The organism is Micromonospora sp. LZ37 (genome assembly GCF_059359015.1).
On sequence record NZ_JCADBL010000001.1, the window covers coordinates 79,846 to 100,109 of the forward strand.

Here is a 20,264-nt window from a genome sequence, read left to right on the forward strand (position 1 = left end):
ATCGCTCCTGGGCTCGACGGGGAGGTGGCGCGCGGACTACTTGGCGGCGGCCTTCTTCGCGTTGTTCACCGCGTCGGTCCAGCCCTGGGCGGGGGTGCGCTGGCCCAGCTCGACCGTGCGGACCGCGTTCTCCACCTCGGTGCGGACGGCCTGGTTCTTCGGACCCATGTAGACCGGCTTCAGGCTCTTCGCGCCGGTGCCGAAGATCCTGCCGACCGGGGCGTCGGAGAAGTACGTGCTCTTCGAGTCGGCGATCGCCGGGTCGTCGAGCGCCTGCGGCGACGACGGCAGCGGACCCTTGGCCTTGAAGGCCCCGATCTGGCCCTTGGCGCTGGTCAGGAACTTGGCCAGCTCGGCCGCCTCGGCCTGGTGCTTGCTCTGCTTCGGCACGGCGAGGAACGAGCCGCCCCAGTTGCCGCCGTTGCCGGGCACCCGGGCGATGTCCCACCTGCCCTTGGCGGCCGGGCCGGCGTTGCCCTCGATGACGCCGGTCATCCAGGCGGGGCAGGCGATGGTGGCGAACTTCGACTGCTTGAAGGCGGAGACCCACTCCTCCGACCAGGACCCGTACCTGCCGGAGAGGCCGGAGTCGATGATGTCCATGGTCAGGTCGTACGCCTGCCTGACGGCGGGGTTGCTCTCGACGACCAGGTTGTCGGCGGTGTCGTAGTAGCTGTGACCCGAGGTGTTGCCGGCGGTCTGGAGCAGGATCGTGTTGAAGGTGTTGGTCGCCGCGTCGAGGAACGACGCCCCGGTGTTCTTTGCCTTGAACTGCTCGCCGACCCTGATGTAGTCCGGCCAGGTGGGCCAGAGCTTGGACACCTCGTCCCGTGCGGTGGGCAGGCCGGCCTTGCCGAAGAGGTCCTTGCGGTAGCACATCGCGATGCCGCCGACGTCGGTGCCGAGGCCGACCAGGTGCTTGCCGTCGGCGGTGAGCCCCTGGTTCCACTTCCACTCCAGGAAGTTGCCCTTGAGGTCGGCGGCGCCGTGGTCGAAGAGGTTGACGAAGTTCCGCGGATTGGCCTTGTACTCGACCAGCAGCCCCTCCTCGATGGCGACCACGTCGCCCGCGCCCTTGCCGGCGGCGAGCCACTGGGTGAGCTTCGGCGAGTACTCGTCGAGGTTGCTGCCGGTGCCCCGCTCGACGATCTTCACGTCGGGGTGGCTGGCCATGTACTCCTTGTACAGCTCCGCGTAGCCGAACTGGCCGAAGACGTCGACGGTGAGGGTGATCGGCCCGTCCTGGGCGGCGTCGTCGGCGCCACCGCAGGCGGCGGTGCCGAGCAGCGCCGCAGTGGCCACGAGGGCCACCGCCGCCAGGCGGCGGCGGGAAAAGGTAGCCATGGAATTCCTCTCGGATCATCGGATGGGGGAGCGGGTGGACCTGCTGGTGAGCGAGTCGCGGGCCCGGTTTCCGAGGTGCCAAGGGGCCGAGAGAGCGCTCTCACGACAGGGTGGTGGGCGGTCCGGCATCTGTCAAGAGAGCGCTCTCTCAGTGGCCGGGCGCGACCCGTCGCGGCGCTGTGGACACACGGAGGGGGCCGTCCCCGTGGCAGGACGGCCCCCTCCGGACGGTGCGCGGGATCAGCCGGTGCGCAGGCCCTCCAACAGCGAGCGGTCGCCCGCCACGTCGAGGGTGTCGAAGCTGACCCGGCCCCAGAGCGCGAGCAGCAGGTCGCTGGCGGTGCCGGTGACCTGCGCTCGGGCGTGGTGGTCGTCGTGGCCGAAGACGGTGGCGGTGTCGAGCAGGGCCACCCCCTCGCCGCGCAGCCGCAGGTACCACTCCTGGGCGGCGTCCGCCGCGGTCAGCTGCACCACGCCGTGCCACTGGCCGGGCGTCCTGCGGTGGCCCGCGGGCAGGAAGGTGTCCAACGCCTCGCTGACCCCGTCGGCGGCGAGCTTCGCCTCGATCGGCTCGCCGCGGGCGATCGCGAGCTGGGCGTCCCAGCGGTGCACCGCCGTCTCGTGCGCGATCCGGCGCGTCCAGAAGCCGGCCTTCTTCGGCTGCGGCGCCCAGTTCCACGCCGGAGCCTCCGGGTCCAGCGTGTCGAACAGCGTCAGGAGCTGGTCGTACCCGTGCTGCCAGTGCTGCAACGGGGTCACGCCGGCGGGCGGTTCGGCGGCGCCGCGGCGGGCCGGCTGGCTGGTCTGCCCGGAGCCGACGAAGGAGTGCACCCAGTGGTAGACGCCGGCGAGGTGCAGGGTGAGGTCGGCGACCGTCCAGCCCGGACAGGACAGCACCGGTGTCTCCGGCGGGGCCTCGGCGACGGCGGCGGCGAACGCCGGGCCGTCCGCCCGGAGCGCCCCGATCCAGAAGTCCTTCGTGCCGTGCAGTCTGCTCATCGCAATCCTCCCGGGGGTGACCGGGCCACCAGTGGGTGCCTCGGCTACCCCTCAGCCTAGGGTGAAGGGCGTGTCAGACGTCTACGCCGAACCGGCCACCGGAGCCGACCCCGCCGACCCGGCCGCCCTGGCGCGGTACACCACGCTCCGCCTCGGTGGCGCCGCCGCCCGGCTCGAGACCGCCACCAGCGCCGACGAGATCGTACAAAAGGTGCAGCAGGCGCAGCGACGGGACGAGCCGGTCCTGATCCTCGCGGGTGGCAGCAACGTAGTCGTCGGCGACGCGGGCTTCCCCGGCACGGTCGTCCTGGTCCGCTCCCGGGGGCTGCGGGTGGTCGCCGAGGACGCCGACACCGTCACCGTACGGGTCGAGGCCGGTGAGCCCTGGGACGACCTGGTCGCGGCCACCGTCGCCAACGGCTGGTCCGGCCTGGAGTGCCTCTCCGGCATCCCCGGCTCGGCCGGCGCCACCCCGATCCAGAACGTCGGCGCGTACGGCCAGGAGGTGGCCGAGAGCATCGCCGGCGTCCAGGTCCACGACCGCGCCGACGGCAGCCTGGGCCGGATCGACGCGGCGGACTGCGGGTTCGCGTACCGGTCCAGCATCTTCAAGTACAGCGAGCGCTGGGTGGTGCTTTCGGTCGACTTCCGGCTGCACCGCTCCCCGCTCTCCGGCCCGGTGCGCTACGCCGAGCTGGCCCGCGCCCTCGGCGTCTCCGTCGGCGACCGGGTGCCGCTGGCCGACGCCCGGGCCGCCGTGCTGCGGCTGCGCGCCGGCAAGGGCATGGTGCTCGACGCCGAGGACCCGGACACCTGGTCGGTGGGCTCGTTCTTCACCAACCCGGTGCTCGACCGGGCCGCGTACGAGCTGCTGCGGGAGCGCGCTCTCGTCGCCGACCTCGGCGAACCACCCGCCTGGCCCGGCGCGGGGGACATGGTCAAGGTCAGCGCCGCCTGGCTGATCGACAAGGCCGGCTTCAGCAAGGGCCACCCCGGCCCCGAGGGCGTGGCGATCTCCAGCAAGCACACCCTCGCCCTCACCAACCGCAGCGGCACCGCCACCACCGAGGCCCTGATCACCCTCGCCCGCCGGATCCGCGACGGCGTCCACGAACGCTTCGCGGTGACCCTCCACCCCGAACCCGTCCTCATCAACTGCACAATCTGACCCCACCCCACCCACCCCGCCGCCCCGGGCGTCCACCTCGTCGATCATGAAGTTGACGGCGATGTCGATCTCCAAACCGCCGCTAACTTCATGATCAACGGGGTGAGTGACCCGGGGGAGTGAGCGGGGGGAGGTGGGGCGGTCAGGTGGGGGCGACGGTGGGCCAGGGGACGGTCAGTTCGCCCTGGCGCCAGCGGCGGGGGCGGTTCAGGACCGGCCAGCCGGCCGCGCGCAGGGCGGTGACCGCCTGGAACCAGCGTTGCCGGGGGCCGAAGGGGGCGTAGCCGGCGGCGGCCTGCCACGCGTCGTCCAGGGCGCGGATCAGGTCGTGCACGGGCTCCCCGGGCACGTTGCGGTGGATCAGCGCCTTCGGCAGCCGCTCGGCCAGCTGGGTCGGGGACTCCAGAGTGGCCAGCCGGGCGGCCAGGGTCAACGTCCGTGGCCCGGCGGCGTCGAGCAGCACCCAGCCACCCAGGCGGCCCAGCTCGTCGCAGGTCCCCTCCACCAGCAACCCGCCGGGGGCCAGCCGGTCGGTCATCGTCCGCCAGGCCGCGGCCACCTCGCTCTCGTCGTACTGGCGGAGCACGTTGAACGCGCGGACCAGGGCGGGACGCAGACCGGCCAGCTCGAAGCCGCCCCGGGCGAAGGTGAGCCCCGGCGGCTCGGCGGCGGGCTGGGCCGCGGCCACGCGTACCGGATCGATCTCCAGGCCGACCACCCGCACGTCGGCGCGGACCCCGGCGGCGAGCCGGGCGCGCAGCTCCACGGCCGTGACCGGGGTGGCGCCGTACCCGAGATCCACCACCAGCGGGTCGGCCGCCGCGCGGAGCCGGTCCCCGCAGGTCGCCACGATCCAGTTGTCCACCCGGCGCAGCCGGTTGGGATTCGTGGTGCCCCGGGTGACCACCCCCAGCGGCCGTTGCCCCATCAGGACGTCCGGTGCACCTTGTGCTGGGCGGCCTGGGCCAGCGGGCGGACCACCAGCCGGTCCACGTTGACGTGGTGCGGGCGGGTCGCGCACCAGGCGACGCAGTCCGCGACGTCCTCGGCGACCAGCGGCTCGGCCACCCCGGCGTAGGTGGCGGCGGCCTTCGCCTCGTCGCCGGCGAACCGCACCAGCCCGAACTCGTCGGTCTTCACCATCCCCGGGTCGATCTCGATCACGCGGACCGGCCGGCCGCAGAGCTCCAGCCGCAGCGTGCCGGCGATGGCGGTCTGCGCGTGCTTCGCCGCCGTGTAGCCGCCGCCGCCCTCGTAGACGGTGAAACCGGCGGTGGAGGAGACGATGACGATCGTGCCGGCCCCGGAGGCCTCCAGCGCGGGCAGCAGGGCCTGGGTGACCCGGAGCGTGCCGAGCACGTTGACGTCGTACATCCACTGCCAGTCACCGATCGAGCCGGACTCCACCGGGTCCAGCCCGCGCGCGCCGCCGGCGTTGTTCACCAGCAGGGTCACCGGACCCGGCGCGGACGCGGCGGCGGCGGCCAGCGCGGCCACCGACTCGTCGGAGGTGACGTCGCAGGTCACCGCGGTCGCCGTCCCGCCGGCCGCGGCGATCTCCGTGACCAGTTCGGCGAGCCGGTCGGCGCGGCGGGCGGCGGCCAGCACGTGGAAACCCTCGGCGGCGAGCCGGCGGGCGGTGGCCGCGCCGATCCCGCTGGACGCCCCGGTGACGATCGCGACAGAGGTCATCGGGACATTGTCACCCCCGCGTCTGCCGGACCCGGTCGCGGTGGCCGATGAAGTGGGTCACCCCGGAGGGACGCACGGAGGCATTTCCGTTCCCCGATGGGGAAGATGACACCCGGCGTGGAGGTTGACCGTGAAGCGCCGGTCGTGCGGGACGGCAACAACCGTGGCAGAGGGAGCGGACGTGGCGGAAATGCACACCGGTGTCGGTCGGCAGCGCGGTGCGCGGCCGTGGCCCCGGCCCCGGCGGGTCGCGACCCTCTCGGTGCACACCTCGCCGCTGCACCAGCCGGGCACCGGCGACGCGGGCGGCATGAACGTCTACATCCTGGAGGTCGCCCGGCGGCTCGCCGAGGCCGACGTCGAGGTCGAGATCTTCACCCGGGCCACCTCCGGCGACCTGCCGCCGGTGGTCGAGATGGCCCCCGGCGTGCACGTCCGGCACGTCACCTCCGGCCCCCTGGAGGGGCTGACCAAGGAGGAGCTGCCCGGCCAGCTCTGCGCCTTCACCGCCGGCGTGCTGCGCGCAGAGGCGTCGCGGCCGCCGGGCCACTACGACCTGATCCACTCGCACTACTGGCTCTCCGGGCAGGTCGGCTGGCTGGCCAAGGAGCGCTGGGGGGTGCCGCTGGTGCACACCGCGCACACCCTGGCCAAGGTCAAGAATGCGAAGCTCGCCGCCGGTGACCGCCCGGAGCCGAAGGCCCGGGTGATCGGCGAGGAGCAGGTGGTCGCCGAGGCCGACCGCCTGGTCGCCAACACCCGGGTGGAGGCCGGCGACCTGATCGGCTGCTACGACGCCGACCCGGCCCGGGTGGCCGTGGTCGAGCCCGGGGTCGACCTGGACCGGTTCCGACCCCCCGTCGGGGACCGGCGGGCCGGCCAGATCGCCGCCCGCCGCCGGCTCGGGTTGCCCACCGCCGGGTACGTGGTGGCGTTCGTCGGCCGGATCCAGCCGTTGAAGGCGCCGGACGTGCTCATCCGCGCCGTCGCCGCGCTGCGTGACCGCGACCCGGCGCTCGCCGACGAGGTGACCGTGGTGATCTGCGGCGGCCCGAGCGGCAGCGGTCTCGACCGCCCCACCGCCCTGATCGAGCTGGCCGCCTCGCTCGGCGTCACCGACCGGGTGCGCTTCCTGCCGCCGCAGACGGGCGACGACCTGCCGGCCCTGTACCGGGCCGCGGACCTGGTCGCGGTGCCGTCGTACAACGAGTCGTTCGGCCTGGTCGCCCTGGAGGCCCAGGCCTGCGGTACGCCCGTCGTGGCGGCCGCCGTCGGTGGTCTGGTGACCGCGGTCCGGGACCAGGTCAGCGGGGTGCTCATCGACGGCCACGACCCGGTCGACTGGGCCCGTACCATCGGCTCGCTCCTGCCCGACGTGGCGCGGCGGGCGGAGCTGGGCCGCGGCGCGGCCCGGCACGCGCGCAACTTCTCCTGGCAGCGCACCGCCTCCGGCCTGCTCGCCGTCTACGGCGAGGCGATCGCCGAGCACCGGAGCCGGTTGGCCGCCCAGCTCGCCGGTGACCCGGCTCTGTCCTGTTCGTGGTGACCCGGACCACCGCTCGCCGTCCGGTGCGTGCGACCGACCGCCCGTAGAGTGGGTGCGATGAGCGCGAAGAGCGACCTGGCCGCCCTGATCGAGTCCGTCTGCACCGAGCGTGAGCTGGACTGGGAGTCGACCGGCGAGGGCTCCTACGCGATCACCCTGCCCGGCACGCACAAGCTCAAGACGATCTGCAACCTCATCGTCGGCGAGCACGCGCTGCGGATCGAGGCGTTCGTGATGCGCCAGCCCGACGAGCGGCGCGAGGAGCTCTGGGCCTGGCTGCTCCAGCGCAACGCCCGGATGTACGCGGTCTCGTACTCCATCGACAAGGTCGGCGACGTCTACCTGACCGGTCGGGTCAACCTGGCCGGGGTCGACGCGGACGAGCTGGACCGCCTGCTCGGCGCGGTGCTGACCTACTCCGACGAGTCCTTCGACACCATGCTGGAGATCGGCTTCGGCAGCTCGATCCGGCGCGAGTGGGAGTGGCGGGTCAAGCGGGGCGAGTCCACCGCGAACCTCGCCGCCTTCGCTCACCTCTTCGAACCGTCCGCCGGAGGTTCGGACCGGTCCTGAGGGGTATGCCGCACCGCTGCGGTGCGGCAGTTCGGGACCCGCCGCAGGCCGAGGACGGACTGTCGGAGGAGCATGTCATGGCTCAGCGGAACAGCTCAGGTCGCGGCGGAACGGCGACCGGTACCAAACGGCAGGCGGGCAACCAGAGCCCGGGCACGCCGGGCATCTCCGAGTCGGAGATCTCCCGGATGAAGGTGGACGACATCCGGGGCCAACTGCAGCGTCGCGGTGTCTCCGGCATCTCCGGGCTGCGCAAGCCCGAACTGGTGAAGACGCTGGCGCGGACGCTGCGGTCGGAGAGCCGCCCGGGCGCGGCCGCGCGGCGCAGCACCGGCCCGGCCGGCCGGGCGTCGGCCACCAAGGCGGGTGGCAAGAAGGCCGCCGGTGCCGAGAAGGGCGCCCGGGCGAAGGCGGCGCCGGCCCCGGCCCGCAAGGCGACCGGGGCGCGCAAGGCCGCCCCGGCGAAGGCGACGACGGCGAAGAAGACCGCGGCGAAGAAGACGACGCCCGCGAAGTCCACGCCCGCGAAGTCCACCGCCCGGGCCGAGGCCGCCCCGGCGAAGAAGACGACGGGCCGGGCGAAGGCCGCGCCGGCGAAGAAGACCACGCCGCGCGCCAAGGCCGCGCCCGCGAAGAAGACGACGGCGAAGACCGCGCCGGCCGGCAGGTCCACGACGGCCCGGAAGCCCGCCACCCGGGCCGAGGCCGCGCCGGCGGCGGGGGCCCCGGCCACCGGCGTCCGGACCGGTCGTTCCACCTCCCGGTCGGTGCGGTCCTCGCAGCTGATCTCCTCACCGGCCGACCGGCCGGAGCGTCCCGGGCGCAGTCTGGTGACCACCAACCACGAGGTGATCCGGAACTGGGCCGAGGCGCGCGACGCCAAGCCGGCCACCATCGCCGGGACCCAGCGGGACGATCGGCCGGGGGTGCTGACCTTCGACATTCCCGGCTACCGGGAGAGCAGTCGGATCCAGGCGATCACCTGGGAGGAGTGGTTCCGGACGTTCGACTCGCGCGGGCTGAATCTCATCTACCAGGAGCAGCTGCGCGACGGCCGGCCGAGCAACTTCTTCCGTACCGAGTCACCCGATCGGGAAGACGCCTGAGGGGTTTAGGGGAATGCCGGGCGGGAAGGCGACGTTGGCACACATCGCGAGGCCCGGAACAGCGGGGTGACCCGGGGTTGTGACCGGCGAGACAGCAATGCGGGTTGAATCCGGGGATCCGGGCGAACTAACTTTATTGCACCGCGCCACGCTCGGAACCGTTCGGGGGAGCGGCGGATCGATCAGATCCGTGCACCGAGCGAGGCGCAAGAAACGGGTGGAGCACACCGTTGGGGGACGGTGCCACCCGTGGAACCGGCGGCGCGAGCGGGCGACGCTTACGGGGGTGAGTGTCGCCCGCCGCCGCCGGGCAAGCGGTTCGAGCGCCCACCACGACCACGGTCGAGGTGGGCGCTCTGCCGTGTGTCCGCCACCGGCGGCCGATCCGTCGGGGGCCACCGGCCGACGTCGGTGCCCCGGCGTGGAGCGGATCTCAGCCGGGCAGTCGTTGCGGGACGCGCGGCGGCGCGGCGGCGCGCAGGGCGGCCACCCGGCGCTGCCGGGACGGGCCGGCCAGCAGGTGACCGCCGGCGGCGAGCAGCCCGACCGCGCCGACGATCAGCCAGTGCCCGTCCCCGAGGTACTGCAGGCTCACCCCGCCCAGGGTCGGCGCGACGAAGGACGCCGCCGGGAAGGTCAGATAGAACACCGACTGGTAGCGCGCCCGCAGCTCCGGCGGGGCCAGGTCGGCGTTGATCTGCGCGTTGGGCGGCGCGGCGAGCATCGAGCCGACCGTCCAGACCACCGCGGCGACCAGGTAGACGGGGAGGGCGTCGGCGAGCGCCAGCGCCCCGAACCCCGCCGCGAGCAGGGCGGTGGAGAGCGCCAGCACGCGGTCGTTGCGGTGCCGGTCGATCAACCGGGGTACGAAGAGCTGCCCCACCACGATCAGCGCCCCGCCCAGCGCCACCACCACGCCGTACGCCGACGGGCCGAGACCGTCCGCCCGCATCGCCAGCGGCATGATCGTCGAGGTCTGCATGGTGAGCACGGCCAGCACGAAGGTGAGCGCGACGAAGACCAGGAAGGTCCGGTCGGTCAGCGCGGTCCGCAGCCCGGGGCGCCGCCGCGAGGGCCGTTCCCGGCCCGCGGGCGGGCGGGTGAGGGTCTCCGGCACCTTCGCGGCGATCACGGCGGCGGCGGCGAGCGTGGCCGCGGCGTCGACCAGGAAGAGCGCCATGAAGCTCGCCTCGGCCAGCAGCCCGGCCAGCAGGGAGGCGACCGCCATGCCCAGGTTGAACGCCCAGAACTGCAGGTTGAACGCCCGCGAGCGGCGGTGTTCGGGCACCACGTCGACAATCGCCGCCACGAAGGCGGGGCTCGGCATCGAGTGCACCACCCCGACCAGCGCGGCGAGGACCGCGATCAGCACCAGGTGCTGGCTGAAGGCCAGCGCCGCCATCAGCGCGGCGGCGCCGAGGTGCGCGGCGAGCAGGGTGGCGCGCCGGCCCCACCGGTCGGCCAGCACCCCGCCCAGCAGCACGCCGACCGCCCCGCCGGCCCCGTACGCCCCGACGACCGTGCCGGCGAGGGCCTCGCTCGCCCCGCGCGCCTCGGTGAGGTAGAGGGAGAGGAAGAGCAGCGCGAAGGCGCCGGCCCGGTTGATCAGCAGGCCGGTCCAGAGATACCAGAAGGTGGCGGGGAGACCGCCGGCCGTGTCGTGCCACCAGCGCCGCAGGCCGCGCACCCGTCCTCCAGAAAAGTTTGTTGCCAGTGACCCTCCGACCGTAGAGCGACGGTCGCAGGGGCGGACGACGGGGTGGGGCGTACTCAGGCGGGGGTGCGGGCCGGGACCGGCTCGGCGGGTGCGGTCGCGGCGGCCTCGCCCGCCTGCGGGACCGCGGGTGCTCCGGCGGGGACCGGCGCGACCGGCTCGGTCGGCGGACGCAGCTGCGCGGCCCGGCGTTCCCGGGCCGGCCCGGAGATCAGGTGGGCGACCGCCATCAGGGCGCCGATCGCCGCGCAGCCGAGCCAGAGCGCGGTGTTGCCGCGCTGCTCGCGGACCAGCCCGCCGAGGATCGGGGCCACCGCGCCGGCCACCTGCCAGGAGAGCGAGAAGACGCCCTGGTAGCGACCGCGCAGCCGGGCCGGGGAGAGCTCGGCGATCAGGGTGGCGTTGGACGGCGAGTTGAGCATCTCGCCGAGGGTCCAGATCAGCACGGTGACGCCGTAGAACCAGGCGGCGTCGGCGAACGCGGTCAGCCCGAAGCCGACGCCCATCACCAGCGAGGCCAGGGCGAGCACGTGGGACCGGTTCCGGCCCCTGATCAGCCGGGGCACGAAAAGTTGGCCGATCACGATCAGCACCCCGTTGAGCGCGATCACCGAGCCGTAGGTGGCCGGGGTCAGGCCGGAGTCGCCCATCGCGATCGGCAGCATCGAGATGTGCTGGAGGAAGACCAGCGCGCCGAACAGGTTCAGCACCACGAAGCCGAGGAAGATCCGGTCGGTGGCGATGGTGCGCAGCGCGCCGGCGGGGGCGTCGGAGGTGCTGCGGACGGGGGTGGAGGCGACCCGGGTCTCCTTCACCCTGGTGAAGATGATCAGGGCGGTGACCAGCGTGGTGGCCGCGTCGACCACGAAGAGCAGCAGGTAGCCGGCCTGGGCGGCGAACCCGGCCAGCACGGCCGCGCAGGCGAAGCCGAGGTTGATCGCCCAGTAGTTCAGCGAGAAGGCGCGCAGCCGGTCCCGCTCCGGCACCACGTCGATCATCATGGCGCCGAACGCCGGTCGGGCCGCCTCGGCGAACGTGCCGAGCAGCAGCGCGCCCGCCGCCACCTCCGGCAGGTCCCGGGCGAAGCCGAGGGCCAACATCATGGTGGCCGCGCCGAGGTGGGCGGTGAGCAGGGTGGGCCGGCGACCCCAGCGGTCGGCGAGGGTGCCGCCGACGGTGGTGCCGACCGCGCCGCCGACGCCCCAGAGGCCGAGCACCAGGCCGGCCTGGGAGGCCGAGAAGCCGCGCTCCTGGGTGAGGTAGATGGCGAGGAAGACCAGGACGAACGAGCCGAGCCGGTTGATCAGGGTGCCGGTCCAGAGGTACCAGAAGGCCCTCGGTAGTCCGCCGGTGGTGTCCCGGAACCAACCCCGCACCGTCCGCACGTGAGAGCCCCCGCTCAGGTAATGACCGCAAAGATGTGAGCGCCTTACAACCTAGTCTCGCCCGGAAACGCCGGTCACCCGGTTTTCCACGTGGTGGTCGTCACGGGCACTGCCCGCGTGTCCGTTCCTCCCGTGCGGCAGGATGATCGGCATGACTGCTAGCGAGGGGCCCACCGTCGGGACGCTGGTCCTGCTGCGGCACGGCGAGAGTGACTGGAACGCCAAGAACCTCTTCACCGGCTGGGTGGACGTCGACCTGACCGAGAAGGGCGAGAACGAGGCGCGCCGCGGCGGCGAGCTGCTGCGCGAACACAGCCTGCTGCCGGACGTGGTGCACACCAGCGTGATGCGCCGGGCGATCCGCACCGCCGAGCTGGCGCTCAACGCCGCCGACCGGCACTGGATCGCGGTGCGCCGGTCCTGGCGGCTCAACGAGCGCCACTACGGCGCCCTCCAGGGCAAGAACAAGAAGCAGACCCTGGACGAGTACGGCGAGGAGCAGTTCATGCTCTGGCGCCGGTCGTACGACACCCCGCCGCCGCCGATCGCGGACGACGACCAGTTCTCGCAGGTCGGCGACCCGCGCTACGCGCTGCTGCCGACCGAGCTGATGCCCCGCACCGAGTGCCTCAAGGACGTCGTCGAGCGGATGCTGCCGTACTGGTACGACTCGATCGTCCCGGACATCCTGGCCGGCCGCACGGTGCTGCTGGCCGCGCACGGCAACTCGCTGCGCGCCCTGGTCAAGCACCTCGACCAGATCTCCGACGAGGCGATCGCCAAGCTGAACATCCCGACCGGGATCCCGCTGCGCTACGACCTCGACCCGCAGCTGCGCCCGCTCACCCTCGGCGGGACGTACCTCGACCCGGCCGCCGCCAAGGCCGCCGCCGCCGCGGTCGCCAACCAGGGCCGCTGACAGCGACCGGAAGGGCCCTTCGCCGACACCGGCGAAGGGCCCTTCCGGCTGCCGGAGGTCAGCCCGCCGACGACACCTGCTCGCCGGTGATCAGGTAGACCACGTGCTCGCCGGCGTTGACCGCGTGGTCGGCGAAACGCTCGTAGAAGCGGCCGAGCAGGGTGGCGTCGATCGCCGTCTCCACGCCGTACGGCCAGTCGTCGCTGAGCAGCACGCCGAAGAGGCTCTTGTGCAGGTCGTCCATGGCGTCGTCGTCGCGGTCCAGCTCCGCGGCGAGGTCCGCGTCCGGGCTGGCCAGCACCGCTCCGATCTTCTCCGCCATCCGGTCGGCGATGCCGGCCATGTCGGTGAAGATCGGACGCAGCTCGGCCGGCACGGCCGGGGACGGGTGCCGGCGCAGCGCGGTCTTCGCCACGTGGTCGGCGAGGTCGCCCATCCGCTCCAGGTCGGCGGCGACGTGCAGGGCGGTGATCATGGCACGCAGGTCGGAGGCGACCGGGGCCTGCCGGGCCAGCAGGTCGCAGACCCGCTCCTCGACGTGCTGGTAGAGGTTGTCGATCTCGGCGTCCCGCGCGATCACGGCCTCGGACGCCTCGCGGTCGGCGGTGAGCAGGCCGCGGGTGGCCTGGCGCATCGCGGCGCGCACCCCCTCCGCCATGTCCACCAGCAGTTGGCTGACAATCTGCAGGTCGGCCCGGAACTCGTCGCGCATCGTCACTTCCTGGGGTCGGTGGCCGCCGGTGATCCGGAATCCGGTCCCCGGCGCCATTGAGCAGGTGCGCGCCCACCGTAGGTCGGGGGAGCGGACCGGAGGTGAACCCCGGTGAACGACGCGGGGCCCGAAGGTGAACTTTGCTGGAAGTGAGAGTGATTCGTCCCGTTCTGGGCGATCGTCAGGTTAACAATCACCCTACGATCGCCGGGTGGACTGGGCGGTAGCGGTCGCGGTGGCCATGGCTCTGGTGATCGGACTGGTCACCGGGCTGCTGCTGGCTCGGCCGATTCAGGACTGGCGGCGCCGGGCGGCGCGGTCGGGCAGCGGCGGCTCCCGCTGGAGCGCAGGGAGGCGCGCGATTCCCGACGACCAGCAGGGCCAGCCCCCCGGGCTCGGCCGCAAGGCGATCGACTCCCTCCGCGCCGGCGTCGTGGTCCTCGACTCCGACGACGTGCCGGTCCTGGTGAACCCGGCGGCCCGGGCGATGGGCCTGCTCCGCACCGGCGCCACGCCCGGCTCGATCGCCGCCCACCCGCTGATCCGTACGCTGGCCGGGCAGGTCCGCCGCACCGGCGTGCGGCGCGAGATCGAGCTGGACCTGCCGCGTGGCCGCGACAACGCCGGGGAGAACCCGCTCGGGGTGCACCTGCGGGCGATGGGACTGGGCGCCGGCTACATCTCCGTCGAGGCGGCCGACGTCACCGAGTCGCACCGGCTCGCCCGGGTACGCCGCGACTTCGTCGCCAACGTCAGCCACGAACTGAAGACCCCGATCGGCGCGCTGCAACTGCTCGCCGAGGCGCTGGTCGACGCGACCGAACCGGGCGCCGGCGCGCCCGAACTCTCCGAGGACATGATCGCCGCCCGCCGCTTCGCCGAGCGCATACAGCACGAATCGACCCGACTGGGCCGGCTCGTGCAGGAGTTGCTGGAGCTGACCCGGCTCCAGGGCGCCGAGCCGCAGCCCGCGCCGGAGCCCGTCGCGGTGGACTGGGTGATTGCCGAGGTGGTCGACCGGACCCGCACCGCGGCCACCGCCCGGCACGTCCAGGTGACGGTGGAGGGGGCCAAGGGGCTGACCGTCTACGGCAGCGACGCCCAGCTCGCCACCGCCGTGGCCAACCTGGTCGAGAACGCCATCAACTACTCCGGCGAGGACACCAGCGTCCGGATCGCCACCCGCGCCACCGACGAGCACGTGGAGATCTCCGTCACCGACCAGGGCATCGGCATCGCGCCGACCGACGTCGACCGGATCTTCGAACGGTTCTACCGGGCCGACCAGGCCCGCTCCCGCTCCACCGGTGGCACCGGGCTCGGCCTGGCCATCGTCAAGCACATCGCCAGCAACCATGGCGGAAGGGTGGAGGTGGCGAGCACTCTTGGTGGGGGCTCGACGTTCACCCTCCGGCTACCCGCCAGCCCCCCGGACGACCTGGAGACGATACTGCCGTCCGCTGGTATCGAGGCCGGCCCGGCCGAGCCCCGGCAGGTCCGACCGTGAGGAAAGGAAACACCCGTTGAGCCGCGTTCTGGTGGTCGAGGACGAGGAGTCGTTCTCCGACGCCCTGTCGTACATGCTCCGCAAGGAGGGCTTCGAGGTGTCCGTCGCCGCGACGGGGCCCTCCGCCCTCACCGAGTTCGACCGGACCGGGGCGGACATCGTGCTGCTCGACCTGATGCTGCCGGAGATGTCCGGGACGGAGGTCTGCCGGCAGCTCCGGCAGCGTTCGCACGTGCCGATCATCATGGTCACCGCGCGGGACAGCGAGATCGACAAGGTGGTCGGCCTGGAGATCGGCGCCGACGACTACGTGACCAAGCCGTACTCGCCCCGGGAGCTGGTGGCCCGGATCCGGGCCGTGCTGCGCCGGCAGAGCGCCGAGGTGACCGAGTCCGGCGCGCCCAGCCTCTCCGCCGGCCCGGTCCGGATGGACATCGAGCGGCACGTGGTGACGGTCGACGGGGCGGCGGTCCAGCTCCCGCTGAAGGAGTTCGAGCTGCTGGAGCTGCTGCTGCGCAACGCCGGCCGGGTGCTCACCCGGGGCCAGCTCATCGACCGGGTCTGGGGCGCCGACTACGTCGGGGACACCAAGACCCTCGACGTGCACGTCAAGCGGCTGCGCTCCAAGGTCGAGCCGGAGCCGTCCGCGCCCCGGTACATCGTCACCGTCCGGGGTCTGGGGTACAAGTTCGAGCCGTGACCCGACGCCCGAGGACGGCGGGTGCGGTCAGCCCTGGCTGGCCGGGTGGGGCGCGACCTGACCCTGCCGCAACCGGGCCGCGCACAGCTCGGCCAGCTTCGCGTACGCGGGCGCGCCGATCAGCGCGGTCAGCTCCGGGCCGTACGAGAGGTACATCGGGTCGGCGCCGACGTGCGCGTCCGTGGACGAGGTGCACCACCAGTCCAGGTCGTGACCACCGGCGCCCCAGCCGCGCCGGTCGAACTCGGTCAGCGTGGAGACCAGCACCTTGCTGTTGTCGGGGCGCTTGCTCCACTCCTGGTCCCGGCGGATCGGCAGCTGCCAGCAGACGTCCGGCTTGTACTCCAGCGGGTGCACCCCGTCGCGCAGCGCCTGGGCGTGCAGCGCGCAGCCGCCCCCGGCGGGGAAGTCGGCGTCGTTGAGGAAGACGCACGGCGCGTCCTCGCTCCGGGTGGCGGTGCGCCGGGCCGGGTTCTTGCCGTCGATGGTGTCCTCCGCCGTCCAGTTCTTGAAGCCGCGGCGGAAGTGCTGCCAGGTCGACGGGGTGAGCCGCTTGACCGCGGCGCGGACCCGCTTCTCGTCGTCGGAGTCGGTGAAGAACGCCCCGTGCGAGCAGCAGCCGTCGGCGGCCCGGCCGGCGACGATGCCGTGGCAGCCCCGGCCGAAGACGCAGGTCCAGCGGGACAGCAGCCAGGTCAGGTCGGCGCGGACGAGGTGCTTGTCGTCGGCCGGGTCGACGAACTCGATCCACTCCCGGGGAAAGTCCAGCCCGACCTCGCGACTGCGGGGGTCGTCGGGGTCGTCCACCAGCACGTGCAGCTCAACCGGGCTCGTCACCCGGACCAGCCTACGCGGAGTGACCCTCGCCGGCCGGCGAGCCGCGCGAACGTGTTGGCCCTAGGGTCGACACCATGCGACTGGGTGTCCTAGACGTCGGTTCCAACACGGTGCACCTGCTGGTGGTCGACGCGCACCACGGCGCGCACCCCTGGCCGGCGCACTCGGAGAAGGTGGTGCTCCGGCTGGCCGAGCAGATCGGCCCCGACGGCGCGCTCACCGAGGAGGGGGCGGACAGCCTGGTCAAGGCGGTCGGCATGGCCCGTGCCGCCGCCGCCGGCCTGGCCGCCGACGACCTGCTGGCCTTCGCGACCTCCGCGGTGCGGGACGCCACCAACGCCGCCGAGGTGCTGGCCCGGGTCCGCGAGGAGACCGGCGTACGGCTGGAGGTGCTCTCCGGCGCGGACGAGGCGCGGATGACCTTCCTCGCGGTCCGGCGCTGGTTCGGCTGGTCGGCGGGGCGGCTGCTGGTGCTCGACATCGGCGGCGGCTCGCTGGAGCTGGCCGCCGGGATCGACGAGGGCCCGGACGTCGCGGAGTCGCTGCCGCTGGGCGCCGGCCGGCTGAGCCGGGAACGGCTCCGGGTCGACCCGGCGGGCGCGGTGCCGCCGTCGGCAACGGCCGTGGAGGAGCTGCGGGAGTACGTCGACGGGCTGCTGGACCCGGTGGTGGAAAAGCTGACCGAGGTGGGCTGGGAGCGTCCGGTGGCCACCTCGAAGACGTTTCGGATGCTGGCCCGGCTGGCCGGGGCGGCGCCGTCGAGCGCGGGGTTGTGGGCGCGGCGCAGCCTCAGCCGGTCCGGGCTGCAGCAGGTGATCGGCTTCATCCGGCACATCCCGCCGGCCCAGTTGATGGAGCTGGAGGGGGTGAGCGCCGGCCGGGCCCACCAGCTGCTCGCCGGCGCGGTGGTGGCCGAGGCGGTGATGCGCCGGCTCGACGTGCCGGCGTTGGACATCTGCCCGTGGGCGCTGCGCGAGGGGGTCATCCTCCGGCGGTTGGATCAGCTGGAGCCGATGTGATTCACCCGGGGAGTTCCGGATGGTTTGGGGCTGCTCGTCCTGAAGCCGTGCGGTGGACCGGGCTACGCTGAGGAGTGTGACTTCCCGCGTCCCCGTGCTCCTCTCCACGTCCTCGGTCTTCCCTGAGCGGACCGCGGCGGCGTTCCAGCTCGCTGCGGCGCTCGGCTACGACGGCGTCGAGGTGATGGTCTGGACCGACGCCGTCAGCCAGGACGCCGCGGCCCTGCGCGGCCTCGCCGAGCACTACGGCGTCCCGGTCCTCTCGGTGCACGCGCCCTGCCTGCTGGTGACCCAGCGGGTGTGGAGCCCCGACCCGTGGGAGCGGCTGCGCCGGTCCGCCGAGCTGGCGGCCACGCTGGGGGCGCCCACCGTGGTGGTCCACCCGCCGTTCACCTGGCAGCGGGACTACGCGCGCAACTTCGCCGAGGGGCTCGACGCGATCGGCCGCGAATACCCGGACCTGCGCTTCCCGGTGGAGAACATGTACCCGGTGCGGATGGCCGGCCGGCAGTTCGTGCCGTACGTGCCGGGCTGGGATCCCACCGAGACCGGGTACCCCTCCTACACCCTCGACCTGTCGCACTGCGCCGCGTCGCACACCGACTCGCTGGAGATGGCCGACCGGATGGGCGCCGCCCTGGCGCACGTGCACCTGGGCGACGGCACCGGCGAGGGGCGCGACGAGCACCTGGTGCCCGGTCGGGGCGGCCAACCCTGCGCCGAGCTGCTCCGCTCACTGGCCGGCCGCGGCTTCACCGGCTCGGTGGCCGTCGAGGTGACCACCCGGGGCGCGAAGAGCCGCGCCGTGCGCGAGGCCGACCTCCGCGAGTCGCTGGAGTTCGCCCGCGCCCACCTCACCGCCCCCTCACCGGTCGACGCCTGACCCACCGGCCCGCGGGGCGGTCGACACCGCGCCGCAGGCTGGTGAGGTGGGGTCAGCTGACCGGGGTGAGGGAGTCGGGCTGGGCCGGGACGCCGACCTGCTCGCCGATGGCGGCGCGCTTGCGGGCCCGGTGCGCGGCCACATGGGAGCGGGTGGCGCAGCGCTCGGAGCAGAACCGGCGGCAGCAGTTGGACGAGGTGTCCAGGTAGACGTTGCCGCAGCGCTCGTCCGCGCAGACCCCGAACCGGGCGCTGCCGTACTCGCAGAGCCAGACCGACAGGCCCCAGGCCGCGCCGGCCAGGTATTCCGCGCTGACCGAGGCGCCCCGGCTGGTGACGTGCATGTGCCAGTCGCTGGAGTCGTGGCCGGAGATCCGCGGCTGCACCGGGAACGCCTCCAGCAGGGCGTTCAGCTCGGCCACCGCCTGGGCGTCCCGCCCGGACGTGCCGTACTCGAAGACGTCGCGCAGGCGCTTCTGGGCCCGCCGGAAGGTGGCCAGGTCACGCTCCGCGACCTCGTCGCGCATCCAGGCGTTCTCGTCGGGGAAGATGGCTCGCAGGTCGTCGAGGTCGTCCAGGCGGGCGTTGACGAGGTCAACGCCGGTCCGGGCGTACGCGTCGAAGTTCACGACACCAACGGTAGACGACTCACGCCGGACGCGGCGCGTCGATGTAGTGCGGCAGGAACCGCGCGTAACCGTCCGTGATGAGGCTCCGGCTCTCCCGGACGCCCAGCCCGGCCGACTCGCCGTCGACGATCCAGCTGCCCAGCACCGTGTGGTTGCCGGCGAACTCCGGCAGCGCCCGGAACTCCTGGTAGCAGAATCCCTCGTCGCCGTAGTCGCCCGGATTGCTGATCTCGGCGCCGGGGGTGACGATCCGCACCGAGCCGCCCTCCCGGCCGAGCAGCGGCTTCGCCACGTACTCCGGCATCCCGCGCGGCGAGTCGAGGTACGCCGGGAGCAGGTACTCGTGCCCCGGGTAGAGCTCCCAGAGCACGGCCAGCAGCGCCTTGTTCGACAGCAGCAGCTTCCAGGCCGGCTCGATCCAGGTGGTCGGGGTGCCCGGGTCCAGCGCCGGCGGCCCGTACGGCTCGGCCAGCATCCACTCCCACGGGTAGAGCTTGAAGCAGGTGGTCACCGGCCGGTCGTCCGCGTCGACGAAGCGCCGGCCGTCCCAGCCGAGGTGCTGGATCGGCAGCAGCGTGACGTCCAGCCCGGCCTGGTGGGCGGTCTCGGCGAGGTAGCCGGCGGTCATCTGGTCCTCGCCGGACTCCTCCTCGTTCGACCAGACCACGTGCACCCGCCGGTCGTGCAGGCCCGCGCCGATCTTGGCCCAGGCGCCGACCAGCCGCTCGTGCAGGCTGTTCCACTGGTCGGCCTCGGGCCGGGTCTGCTCCAGCCAGTACCACTGGATGATGCTCGCCTCGACCAGCGCGGTGGGGGTGTCGGCGTTGTACTCCAGCATCTTCGGCGGCCAGGAGCCGTCGTAGGCGAGGTCGAAGCGGCCGTAGAGGGTCGGCGGCGTCTCCCGCAGCGACCGGGCGACCGCCTCGGTGGCCCAGTCGGGGATGCCGAACTCGGCGTACCGGCCGCGCGCCACCACGTGCTCGGCGGCGGCGACGGACATCCGGTGCAGCTCCTCGGTCGCCTCCTCCAGCCGGAGCACCTCGTCCAGCTCGAAGGCGTACGCCGCCGTCTCGTCCCAGTACGACATGGTGCCGCCGCCGGGCAGCTCGGTGTCGACGTACACCAGGCCCTGCTCGCGGATGGTGGCGTCCCAGTCCGGGCGCGGGGTGACCGTCTCGCGGCGCACCTCAGCCGCCGCAGGAGGCGAGGTGGGTGCCGAACCCGCCCCGCTCGGGCAGGGCCGCGGCCACCGGTTGCGGCGCGGTGCGGCCGGCGTCGGCCGTGACGGACGGCACGCGCATGGCGAGCGCCACGGTGTCCCCGCCCCCGACCGGGCCCAGGGCGCAGTCGTCGTCATCGTCGTCGGAGCCGCTGTTGCAGCCGGAGAGGGCCAGCGCCAGCGCGGTGAGCGCGCCGAGCTGCACGGAGGCCGACCGGAGTCGGCGGCGGGGGTGTCGGTCCACGTCATCGTTGTAACCGATGAACGCCACCTTCGGGCACCCGTCGGTGGTGCCTGTGACGCGGTCGGTACC

At 73.2% G+C, this 20,264-nt stretch carries 20 protein-coding genes; 9 read left to right on the forward strand and 11 right to left on the reverse strand.

Translation table 11 applies throughout. The features are described 5' to 3' along the window. Positions 1-36 precede the first annotated feature (36 nt). Positions 37-1,344: an ABC transporter substrate-binding protein gene (locus AC5L3Z_RS00395; RefSeq protein ID WP_494838666.1), complete on the reverse strand. Its 1,308-nt coding sequence runs from the start codon at positions 1,342-1,344 to the stop codon at positions 37-39. A 240-nt stretch (positions 1,345-1,584) separates the two neighbouring features. Then, on the reverse strand, positions 1,585-2,343 hold the full coding sequence (locus tag AC5L3Z_RS00400; protein WP_494838668.1) for a maleylpyruvate isomerase family mycothiol-dependent enzyme: 759 nt from the start codon (positions 2,341-2,343) through the stop codon (positions 1,585-1,587). Between the two features lie 70 nt (positions 2,344-2,413). Here AC5L3Z_RS00400 and AC5L3Z_RS00405 point away from each other — a divergent pair, with 70 nt between their 5' ends. Further along, positions 2,414-3,511, forward strand: coding sequence for a UDP-N-acetylmuramate dehydrogenase (locus tag AC5L3Z_RS00405; RefSeq protein ID WP_494838670.1), 1,098 nt, complete (start codon positions 2,414-2,416; stop codon positions 3,509-3,511). 142 nt (positions 3,512-3,653) lie between these two features. On the opposite strand, the gene AC5L3Z_RS00410 is transcribed toward AC5L3Z_RS00405, so the two are convergent. Continuing rightward, positions 3,654-4,439, reverse strand: coding sequence for a class I SAM-dependent methyltransferase (locus AC5L3Z_RS00410; RefSeq protein WP_494838671.1), 786 nt, complete (start codon positions 4,437-4,439; stop codon positions 3,654-3,656). Continuing rightward, on the reverse strand, positions 4,439-5,203 hold the full coding sequence (locus tag AC5L3Z_RS00415; RefSeq protein ID WP_494838673.1) for an SDR family NAD(P)-dependent oxidoreductase: 765 nt from the start codon (positions 5,201-5,203) through the stop codon (positions 4,439-4,441). Before AC5L3Z_RS00415 ends, AC5L3Z_RS00410 begins: the two co-directional genes overlap by 1 nt. Before the next feature lie 181 nt (positions 5,204-5,384). Between AC5L3Z_RS00415 and mshA the strand changes: the two genes are divergently transcribed. The 3 genes from mshA (at position 5,385) to AC5L3Z_RS00430 (ending at position 8,428) form a co-directional block, all read left to right on the forward strand. Then, the gene (mshA, locus tag AC5L3Z_RS00420) at positions 5,385-6,749 is read left to right on the forward strand and encodes a D-inositol-3-phosphate glycosyltransferase (protein ID WP_494838675.1); all 1,365 of its coding nucleotides are present in this window, start codon (positions 5,385-5,387) and stop codon (positions 6,747-6,749) included. A 57-nt stretch (positions 6,750-6,806) separates the two neighbouring features. Then, positions 6,807-7,322, forward strand: a complete 516-nt coding sequence (locus AC5L3Z_RS00425; RefSeq protein WP_494838677.1) for a type III secretion system chaperone family protein — start codon at positions 6,807-6,809, stop codon at positions 7,320-7,322. 77 nt (positions 7,323-7,399) lie between these two features. Next, positions 7,400-8,428 (forward strand): hypothetical protein, encoded by a 1,029-nt coding sequence (locus AC5L3Z_RS00430; protein ID WP_494838679.1) that lies wholly within the window; start codon positions 7,400-7,402, stop codon positions 8,426-8,428. 433 nt (positions 8,429-8,861) lie between these two features. Here AC5L3Z_RS00430 and AC5L3Z_RS00435 read toward each other — a convergent pair whose 3' ends face one another. Next, entirely contained in the window at positions 8,862-10,115 is a 1,254-nt protein-coding gene (locus AC5L3Z_RS00435) for an MFS transporter (RefSeq protein ID WP_494838681.1), read from the reverse strand. An 83-nt stretch (positions 10,116-10,198) separates the two neighbouring features. Further along, positions 10,199-11,527 carry an MDR family MFS transporter gene (locus AC5L3Z_RS00440; RefSeq protein WP_494838682.1) on the reverse strand — a complete coding sequence of 443 codons (1,329 nt, stop codon included), beginning with the start codon at positions 11,525-11,527 and terminating at the stop codon, positions 10,199-10,201. Between the two features lie 151 nt (positions 11,528-11,678). On the opposite strand from AC5L3Z_RS00440, the gene AC5L3Z_RS00445 reads away from it, so the two are divergent. Continuing rightward, positions 11,679-12,446, forward strand: a complete 768-nt coding sequence (locus AC5L3Z_RS00445) for a phosphoglyceromutase (RefSeq protein ID WP_494838683.1) — start codon at positions 11,679-11,681, stop codon at positions 12,444-12,446. Between the two features lie 58 nt (positions 12,447-12,504). On the opposite strand, the gene phoU is transcribed toward AC5L3Z_RS00445, so the two are convergent. Beyond that, positions 12,505-13,158 carry a phosphate signaling complex protein PhoU gene (phoU, locus tag AC5L3Z_RS00450; RefSeq protein WP_494838684.1) on the reverse strand — a complete coding sequence of 218 codons (654 nt, stop codon included), beginning with the start codon at positions 13,156-13,158 and terminating at the stop codon, positions 12,505-12,507. Positions 13,159-13,399: 241 nt separating this feature from the next. Between phoU and AC5L3Z_RS00455 the strand changes: the two genes are divergently transcribed. Beyond that, positions 13,400-14,665, forward strand: a complete 1,266-nt coding sequence (locus AC5L3Z_RS00455; RefSeq protein WP_494839560.1) for a sensor histidine kinase — start codon at positions 13,400-13,402, stop codon at positions 14,663-14,665. 16 nt (positions 14,666-14,681) lie between these two features. Continuing rightward, positions 14,682-15,365 carry a response regulator transcription factor gene (locus AC5L3Z_RS00460; RefSeq protein WP_494838685.1) on the forward strand — a complete coding sequence of 228 codons (684 nt, stop codon included), beginning with the start codon at positions 14,682-14,684 and terminating at the stop codon, positions 15,363-15,365. Positions 15,366-15,392: 27 nt separating this feature from the next. On the opposite strand, the gene AC5L3Z_RS00465 is transcribed toward AC5L3Z_RS00460, so the two are convergent. Further along, complete coding sequence (locus AC5L3Z_RS00465; protein WP_494838686.1) at positions 15,393-16,202, reverse strand: DUF3109 family protein; 810 nt, start codon at positions 16,200-16,202, stop codon at positions 15,393-15,395. Positions 16,203-16,276: 74 nt separating this feature from the next. On the opposite strand from AC5L3Z_RS00465, the gene AC5L3Z_RS00470 reads away from it, so the two are divergent. Then, positions 16,277-17,221, forward strand: a complete 945-nt coding sequence (locus tag AC5L3Z_RS00470) for a Ppx/GppA phosphatase family protein (protein ID WP_494838687.1) — start codon at positions 16,277-16,279, stop codon at positions 17,219-17,221. A gap of 76 nt (positions 17,222-17,297) precedes the next feature. Continuing rightward, positions 17,298-18,104 carry a sugar phosphate isomerase/epimerase family protein gene (locus tag AC5L3Z_RS00475; RefSeq protein WP_494838688.1) on the forward strand — a complete coding sequence of 269 codons (807 nt, stop codon included), beginning with the start codon at positions 17,298-17,300 and terminating at the stop codon, positions 18,102-18,104. Between the two features lie 52 nt (positions 18,105-18,156). Here the strand turns inward: AC5L3Z_RS00475 and AC5L3Z_RS00480 are convergent, their stop codons facing one another. The 3 genes from AC5L3Z_RS00480 to AC5L3Z_RS00490 are packed head-to-tail and all read right to left on the reverse strand — an operon-like array spanning position 18,157 to position 20,195. After that, complete coding sequence (locus AC5L3Z_RS00480) at positions 18,157-18,732, reverse strand: CGNR zinc finger domain-containing protein (RefSeq protein WP_494838690.1); 576 nt, start codon at positions 18,730-18,732, stop codon at positions 18,157-18,159. Positions 18,733-18,751: 19 nt separating this feature from the next. Then, entirely contained in the window at positions 18,752-19,918 is a 1,167-nt protein-coding gene (locus AC5L3Z_RS00485) for a glutathionylspermidine synthase family protein (protein ID WP_494838691.1), read from the reverse strand. Between the two features lies 1 nt (position 19,919). Then, positions 19,920-20,195 carry a hypothetical protein gene (locus AC5L3Z_RS00490; RefSeq protein WP_334525314.1) on the reverse strand — a complete coding sequence of 92 codons (276 nt, stop codon included), beginning with the start codon at positions 20,193-20,195 and terminating at the stop codon, positions 19,920-19,922. Between the last annotated feature and the right edge of the window lie 69 nt (positions 20,196-20,264).